Source organism: Synechococcus sp. CS-1332, from assembly GCF_025127995.1.
Classification (GTDB): Bacteria; Cyanobacteriota; Cyanobacteriia; order PCC-6307; family Cyanobiaceae; genus Cyanobium.
Genome location: NZ_JAHLYP010000009.1, coordinates 48,058 through 54,661 on the forward strand (window position 1 = coordinate 48,058; position 6,604 = coordinate 54,661).

The 6,604-nt window shown below is 69.3% G+C and carries 8 protein-coding genes; 2 read left to right on the top strand and 6 right to left on the bottom strand.

Annotated elements, in window-relative coordinates; genetic code table 11:
* Nucleotides 1–77: 77 nt before the first annotated feature.
* The 3 genes from KQ305_RS01575 to KQ305_RS01585 form a co-directional block, all read right to left on the bottom strand.
* On the bottom strand, nucleotides 78–1,310 hold the full coding sequence (locus tag KQ305_RS01575; protein ID WP_259723700.1) for a mechanosensitive ion channel family protein: 1,233 nt from the start codon (nucleotides 1,308–1,310) through the stop codon (nucleotides 78–80).
* Nucleotides 1,307–2,476, bottom strand: a complete 1,170-nt coding sequence (locus KQ305_RS01580) for an extracellular solute-binding protein (RefSeq protein ID WP_259723701.1) — start codon at nucleotides 2,474–2,476, stop codon at nucleotides 1,307–1,309. The genes KQ305_RS01575 and KQ305_RS01580 overlap by 4 nt, the downstream gene beginning before the upstream one ends.
* Before the next feature lie 193 nt (nucleotides 2,477–2,669).
* Entirely contained in the window at nucleotides 2,670–2,924 is a 255-nt protein-coding gene (locus KQ305_RS01585) for a hypothetical protein (protein ID WP_216900756.1), read from the bottom strand.
* Nucleotides 2,925–2,986: 62 nt separating this feature from the next.
* On the opposite strand from KQ305_RS01585, the gene KQ305_RS01590 reads away from it, so the two are divergent.
* The gene (locus KQ305_RS01590; RefSeq protein WP_259723702.1) at nucleotides 2,987–3,472 is read left to right on the top strand and encodes a protein phosphatase; all 486 of its coding nucleotides are present in this window, start codon (nucleotides 2,987–2,989) and stop codon (nucleotides 3,470–3,472) included.
* Between the two features lie 80 nt (nucleotides 3,473–3,552).
* Complete coding sequence (locus KQ305_RS01595) at nucleotides 3,553–4,206, top strand: 2OG-Fe(II) oxygenase (protein ID WP_259723703.1); 654 nt, start codon at nucleotides 3,553–3,555, stop codon at nucleotides 4,204–4,206.
* A 4-nt stretch (nucleotides 4,207–4,210) separates the two neighbouring features.
* Here the strand turns inward: KQ305_RS01595 and KQ305_RS01600 are convergent, their stop codons facing one another.
* The 3 genes from KQ305_RS01600 to KQ305_RS01610 all read right to left on the bottom strand — a co-directional run.
* Nucleotides 4,211–5,581 carry a 1-acyl-sn-glycerol-3-phosphate acyltransferase gene (locus KQ305_RS01600; RefSeq protein ID WP_259723704.1) on the bottom strand — a complete coding sequence of 457 codons (1,371 nt, stop codon included), beginning with the start codon at nucleotides 5,579–5,581 and terminating at the stop codon, nucleotides 4,211–4,213.
* Nucleotides 5,582–5,673: 92 nt separating this feature from the next.
* Nucleotides 5,674–6,183, bottom strand: coding sequence for a hypothetical protein (locus tag KQ305_RS01605; RefSeq protein ID WP_259723705.1), 510 nt, complete (start codon nucleotides 6,181–6,183; stop codon nucleotides 5,674–5,676).
* The coding region (locus KQ305_RS01610; protein WP_259723706.1) for a hypothetical protein at nucleotides 6,180–6,604 on the bottom strand (425 nt) is incomplete at its 5' end. The genes KQ305_RS01610 and KQ305_RS01605, both read right to left, overlap by 4 nt.

A 6,604-nucleotide genomic window follows, 5' to 3' on the forward strand; every position in this document is an offset into this window, starting at 1 on the left:
CGATGGATGGCCATGGCTGGAGCGAACGCAATCCGGCTCAGCAGGCTAATCGGGAGCTCGGCATTGACCCTCAGGCGTCAGCCCTTCGGTGGTCCCTCCACCTGATACTGGACTTGCTGGGGGAAGGGGATCTCGATGCCTCGGTCCCGGAAGGCGCGCCAGATGCCGGCCTGGACTTCGCTGCAGATGGAGACGTTATCCATGGGATTGGCGATCCAGAAGCGCAGGGCATAGTCGATGGAGGAATCCCCATAGCGGAGCAGCAGGCCTTTCGGTGCCGGGTTTGGAAGAATGCGGCTCTGGCTGCGGGCCGTGGCTTCCAGCAGGTCGATCACTTCGATGGGATCATGGTGATAGGCCGCACCCACCAGCACCTGACTGCGCCGCAGCGTGTCGCTGCCCGTGTAGGTCACGGTGGTGCTGGTGAAGAACGTCTGGTTCGGGATCACCAGTTCGGCATTATCCCGGTCGCGCCAGAGCACGGCGGCCCGCAGGCCGAGGCTGCGTACCTCGCACGGATCACCGTCAATGAACAGCACCTCCCCGGGCCGTACCGATCCTTCGAACAGGAGCCAGAGGCCACTGACGAAATTGGAGAAGACTTCCTTGATGCCGAATCCCAGGCCCACCGAGAGGCCACCGGCCACCGCCAGGATCGCGGTGCGGTTGAAGCCCACATGATCGAGGGCCCAGACGATCCCGAAGGCCACCGCCGCATAACGAATCATCAGGGCCAGGGCGCGGCGGCTGCCGTTGCTGATGCCCACGCTGCGCTGCACCAGCCAGGCCATCCCCTGGGCCGGCGGTCCCGTGCCCATGGCCAGCACGTACAGGATCACCACCGCCAGCAAAAAGCTGCCCACGGTCACTTCCGAGCCGAACCATTCGCCGATGGGGATCAGGGCCAGATCCTGGGGGTTGTCGAACACCCGGATCACCAGCAAGGCGGAGGTCAACAGGTAGGCCGGACGGATCAGGCGCGTTTCGAGCAACTGCACCTGCTGGGGCTGGATGAAGCGGCCCAGCAGCAGGCGCGCCCCGCCCAGTCCCAGCCAGCCCAGGTAGAGGAGCAGCCCCATCAGGAGCAGCCCGTACGGTTGGCCGCCAAACCCCAGGGCCAGCGACAGCAGGCCCAGCAGACTGGGGATCACCAGCTGCGGCCGCCCTGCCGGGGGAAACCGCGGGGCCAGCCGCCGGCCCAATGGCCCCTGGCCGAGGAACACGAGCAGCAGCAGGATCAGCTGGACGCGCACCTCGATGCGTTGCAGGTAGCCGAACCAGCCGAGGATCTCCAGCAGCAGAATGTTCATCGGGACCTCTCGCCACCCAGGAGGTCGATCAGGCCCTTGAGGGTGTCCTGCTGGCTCAGGTCATCAAAGAGGAAGCGGGTGAGCAGCGCCTGCCAGGCGTCCCTCTGGCTCTTGCTGGTCTTCCCCACCAGGCGGATCGTCGAGCGCCGCATCGATTGTTGGCGCCCATCCACCATGGCGGCCACCACGGAGGAACTTCGCACCGGCGGCGCCACCTCCCGGTTCACCGGCAGCACGTACTGGTTGCGCAGGACCATGTCTCGCTGGTGTAGCGGACTGATGGCGAACCGGGCCAGGGCCATGGCCAGCTGGCGCTGGCCCGGACTGGAGTTGACCCCGAAGGCGAGCACCCGCTCCCGGGTGATCGGGCTGGCGGCGCCGAATGGGCCGGAGGGCAGGGGAGACACCCCCAGGTTCCTGCCCAGGCGCGACCGGAGCCGGGTGAGGTTGATGCTGCGGCAGGGAATCCAGTCGAGGGTCCCCACCATCAGCTCCTTCAGCATTTCCGTTTCGGTGGGGTAAACGGTGACGTGCTGTTGCAGGTCCGCCGCACGCAACCATTGCAGCCAGCCATTCAGGCTGGTCCGCATCAGCGGGGTCGCCGGCGCGCCGGCCAGCAGGTTGCCCACGGCGTCGATCGCCCCAAGCGGGCCCAGGGTCCAGGCCAGATTCACCGCATCGAGGGATAGCCCCACCTCCATCCCCTTGGCGCTCAACGCCAGGAGCTCGGTGAGGGTGGCGGGGCTGCGCCTGACGCGGCGCCGATCGAAGCAGGCCACAAGGGGCTGCAGCTCCAGGGGGAGGCCGGTCAGGGTTCCATCCGTGCGTCGCACGCGCACCACGGAGCCCGCATCCAGCTGATTCAGCACCACGGCCGGGAAGGACACGGTGCTGATGAGCCGTTCCCGGGCCAGCTCCTGGGCCGTGGACTCGTTCACCAGCATCAGGTCGGGGCTCAGGCCCGTCCGGTTGCGGACGACGAGTTCATTGCGCAGGCTTTCCTCGGGAAAGGTTTCCACCTGGAGCCGGACCCGCGGCTGCAGGGTGCGGAACGAGGACTGAAGCAGGGCCGTGCGTTCCCGGATTTCCTTCTGCAGTTCGGTGTCCAGGGCCTCCTCGCTGACCCCGACGGCGATGTACAGGGTGCCCTCGAGGGGGCGCAGCATGGGCTGCAGGCGCTGACTTCGGCAGCCCCACACCGAGGTCAACAACGGAATGGCAAGCCCGGCGGCGAACAGCTTGAAGGTCAGGGGCCGTCTGCCCTGAGCGGGTGGGGTGGGGGAGCGGCGGCAGAGGGGAATCACACCGTGAGGCTAGGGGTGTTCGCTGCTGCGGGCACCCCTGACCCCCCGCCGCCCATCAGTCCTCGGGATAGAGCAGCTCGGCGAGTTCGTCGGGGTCCACGTCGTAGACCCGCGCCAGGGTGGTTTCGATCGCGCTGGTCACCACATCCGGCAGGAAGCGCATCGCGTTCAGGGCGTCATCGGTGATGTCGTCGGTGAGGAGTTTGTCCCCCCCCAGCTTTTCATCGTTGATCACGGCCATCACCCAGCTCTGATAGGCGGTGACGAGATCGGCGAACTCGAGCTCAGGATCGTTCAGATCGAGGGCCATCGGGCGTCTCCAGGGACGGACGTTGCTTCTGCAGTTTGCCGCCTGGTCGTCAGGATGGAGGGATGGATCAGGAACCCCTGCCATCGGCGGCCTCCCTGCAGGGCACCCTGTTCGACTTCGCCATCGGCGAGCTGGTGCGCGGCCATCGGGAGAGCTTCCCGCCCCTGTGGACGACGGAGAGCTGGGCCAAACTGCTGATCTGGCTGGCCCTCAGCTGTGGTTGCTCCGGCGAGCCCCGGGCCCTGGAGGCCTTCGCGGCGGCCCTGGGTCCTGCGCTCACCGCCCGGATGCGGCGGCTGTTCTTCGAGCGGGAGCTGGCCGGGCTGAACCTGCGGGTCATGGCCGATCCAGCTGAGCAGCAGGTGCTGCTGCTTCCCCTCGATGCGGGCCTCGAGGCCGACGGAGGCCCAGCTGGGTCGCTTGATCCTGAGCGGGTGGCGGCGGCCCTGCAGGCTGTTGGCCTCAGCGCCCTGGCGACGGCCGATCGCAGTCGCTGGCAGCCGCTGGAGGCCCTGATGGCGGTGCCTTGGCAGTCCGAAAGCGGCTGAGGCGGGCTCCTGCCGCAGTCCCAGCGGAGGCTTGCTGTGTCGGGGTTCTAGGTTGCCTTCCAGCAAGATCCCGGGCGAGGATGCGGCTGATCGGCAGCTTCGAGGATCCCGGCTACGTGGCCCTGGCCGATGCGGCGATGGCCTTTTTCGATCGTCGCAGCGACCTGCAGCGCCGCGGTGTCGCCTTCTCCTTCGGCAGCGAAGGCGATCCCGGCGCGGCAGGGGGGGCAGGCGATCCCGGCAAGATCTCCACCGACATCAGCCTGGTGTGGCTCGATCGCACCGACCCCGAGGCCCAGGGCCTGGCGGACGTGATCATGCGCGGGGTTTCCGCTGGTCTGAAGCGCTACCTGGCCGAGCGCCCCCTGTTCCTCTCCTGCTGTCCGGAGCGTTCCCTGTTCGTCAACCCGATCTTCAACCTGCAGCGCTATGCGCCCGGGGAGGGGTTCTACAGCTGGCACTGCGACTGGAACACCGGCGATGAGGCCACCGAGCCCATCCGCCGGGTGCTGGCCTGGATTCTCTACCTCAACACGGTGCCGGACGGCGGCACCGAATTCCACTGGCAGGACCACCACGTGGAGGCCGTCAAGGGGAAGCTGGCGATCTTCCCCGCCGGCCTGTCCCACGTTCACAGGGGCCGCATCAGCCAGAGCCACACCAAGACCATCGCCACCGGCTGGATCAACGTCGGCTCGCTGGATGCTTACGTGGCGCGCCTCGCCGCCAGCTGAGGCCTCATCCCAGGGCCGAGGGCACGATCAGCCGCTGCAGCCGGAGGGCCAGCTCCTCGGTGAGCGCCTGCACGGCCTGGCGGCGATCACGGCGATAGTCCGCCATCCGTTCGTCCACCACGATCGGCGCGTCGATGCTGATCCGTGCCCGCAGCCGGCCCAGCCGTGGGCGCTGGTTGGCGGTCTGGCCCTGGATCCGGCACTGGGTGTCCCAGAGCAGCAGCAGCGTGTCGGCGAAGCGCTCCTGGCTGGGCCGCTCCCGCACATAACTGCCGCTGACGGCAACGAAGGACTCCACCACGCGCATGTGCCACAGCTGGGCCTCGGTTTCGGCCGCCAGCCGGTCGGCCAGCCCCTGGGCCAGGGGGCTCAGGGGCGCGGCGTTGGCGGGCTGGGCGGGGTAAAGCCGATCCCAGCCGGCCTGCTCCAGGCGCCGGCAGCGGTGGGTGAGGCTACCGCTGGGTTGCAGCCCGAAGGACAGCTCCACCCTCCGCAGGGCCAGATCCATCAATCGTTGCAGCCGGGGTCCGAAGGGGGTGCTGGCGGCCTCCGCCACTGGGGCGTCCCCGTCCGGCAAGCAGAGGTGCACCTTGTCGCGGTAGAAGGCCTCCATCTGCTCAAGCATGCGTTCCCCGAGGCGGACCAGCCGCTCCAGCAGCCGGGAGGAGGCCAGGTCGTGGCTGGGATCGGGGCCCAGTCCCGCCCCCTCCTCCAGTCGGCAGAGCAGGGCCTCGATCGCCCCCCAGATCGGGGATATGTAGCTGTACTGCAGGCCGATCGGCAGCAGGTCCATGCGCTCGTGGCGACCGGCGTCGGCCAGGTCGGCCGCCGTCCAGAAGGCGAGCTGGGCGGTGCCGGGCTCCAGGGGGCTGAGCAACTCGTTGTGGCCATTGGTGGCCCCTTCCGGCGCTAGGGCGAAGGGGTGGGGGCCGTCCAGCAGCAGGCGCCGGGCCGTGCGCAAGGCCGGCAGATCGAGCTTGCTCCGCTGGATCGAGCCGCCCCCCAGGTGGGTGAACAGCCAGCCCATCCCCGCCCCGGCCCAGAGGGGGATGCCGCGGTCGAACAGGAACTGGCCGGTGGGCGCCGGATCGAAAGGCAGGCCTTGCCGTCGACCGGCCCTGGCCAGTTCCACCCACAGCAACTGAGCCATGCTCAGGGGGTCGTCGAGGCTGGGGTGGCGGAAGGCGAGCAGCAGCCGGCTCTCCCTGGCCTGGAAGGAGCGCATCGCTTCCAAGAGCGACGCCATGCCATCCACCTCGACCGTGTCGATCCGACAGCGCCAGCGCAGCCAGAGCGGCAGCACGATCCTGCCCACCGCCAGCACCCGGCCATCGAGGCGGGGGGGCAGGAACTCCAGGGGCGGGGCGGTGGCCATGGGCGGAGGCTAGGCGGGCAGAAATGGGGACAATGACTCCACGTCCAGCTGTTGCCCCGACCGCGCCATCGCGGCCGGCGCCCTGGGTCGCTTCATCGAGTCTCCAGGGGGGTGATCGGCCCTGCGCCCCGCTTCACCCCCAGCCGGATCGGCCGCGGCGGACCCTGCGCCGGCAGGGTCACCTCCACCCACAGTTGCTCGCCCGGCGGGCGGCGGGAGGGATCTGCCACCCGGGGCGGGATGAAGAAGGCCACCGATGGCTCCAGGCGCCAGAGTTCGCCTTGCGGAGTCGCCGCAAGGCTCTGGGAGCGGGGAGTGGCATCGGTGGTCAGCGTTGCCCGCACCAGCCCGGCCTCGGAGCGCAGCACCACCCGCCCTCCCGACCAGGGCATGTCCTGGCCGTCAGCCCTGTCGGGGGCGGGCACCAGCAGGCCCAGGTTCACGTAACGCCCCCGGATCGGCAGGTGGGGATCCACCGGCTGGGTCAGGATCCAGCCCCGCGGCCGGGTGGCCCGATCCAGCAGCAGCTGGCCCCCCAGGCTGAGCAAAAGGCCGCCCTGCAGCAGGGCCAGCAGCAGTCCCTTCCGCAGCATGAGACTCATGGGGTCGCCCGGCCAAGGGCGCGGGCCACGAACCGGCGGCGCAGTAGCTCCAGCCCCCAGCCGCCGCCGAGGAACAGCACCCCCAGGCCGATCAGGCTGGCGGAGCGGCCCAGGCTGTCCATCACCTGGGACACGTAGAACGTCATCACGTCGATGGCGATCAGGGCGGCGCCGATGTTGACCCGCTCGGAGCGGCCATCCATCACGCCCCAGGCCACCAGCAGCAGGCCGCCGACGGCCCACCACAGATAAGTGAACACACCGGCGTCCTGCTGGATGCTCCAGGTCATGGCCACACCGGGCAGCAGCCAGCCGATCGCCACCGCCAGGGGCCAAGCGCGCCGGCCCCGCAGGCGAAGGGCCAGCAGCAGGGGGGTGCCCAGGGCCACGGCCCAGCCGCCGAGCGCCAGCGGCAGCGGCA

Excerpts from the sequence above, each read along its gene's own strand:
- KQ305_RS01605 (WP_259723705.1), bottom strand. The coding sequence starts at position 6,183 with ATGAGTCTCATGCTGCGGAAGGGACTGCTGCTGGCCCTGCTGCAGGGC.
- KQ305_RS01575 (WP_259723700.1), bottom strand. The coding sequence starts at position 1,310 with ATGAACATTCTGCTGCTGGAGATCCTCGGCTGGTTCGGCTACCTGCAA.
- KQ305_RS01585 (WP_216900756.1), bottom strand. The coding sequence starts at position 2,924 with ATGGCCCTCGATCTGAACGATCCTGAGCTCGAGTTCGCCGATCTCGTC.
- KQ305_RS01580 (WP_259723701.1), bottom strand. The coding sequence starts at position 2,476 with ATGCTGCGCCCCCTCGAGGGCACCCTGTACATCGCCGTCGGGGTCAGC.
- KQ305_RS01600 (WP_259723704.1), bottom strand. The coding sequence starts at position 5,581 with ATGGCCACCGCCCCGCCCCTGGAGTTCCTGCCCCCCCGCCTCGATGGC.
- KQ305_RS01595 (WP_259723703.1), top strand. The coding sequence starts at position 3,553 with ATGCGGCTGATCGGCAGCTTCGAGGATCCCGGCTACGTGGCCCTGGCC.
- KQ305_RS01590 (WP_259723702.1), top strand. The coding sequence starts at position 2,987 with ATGGATCAGGAACCCCTGCCATCGGCGGCCTCCCTGCAGGGCACCCTG.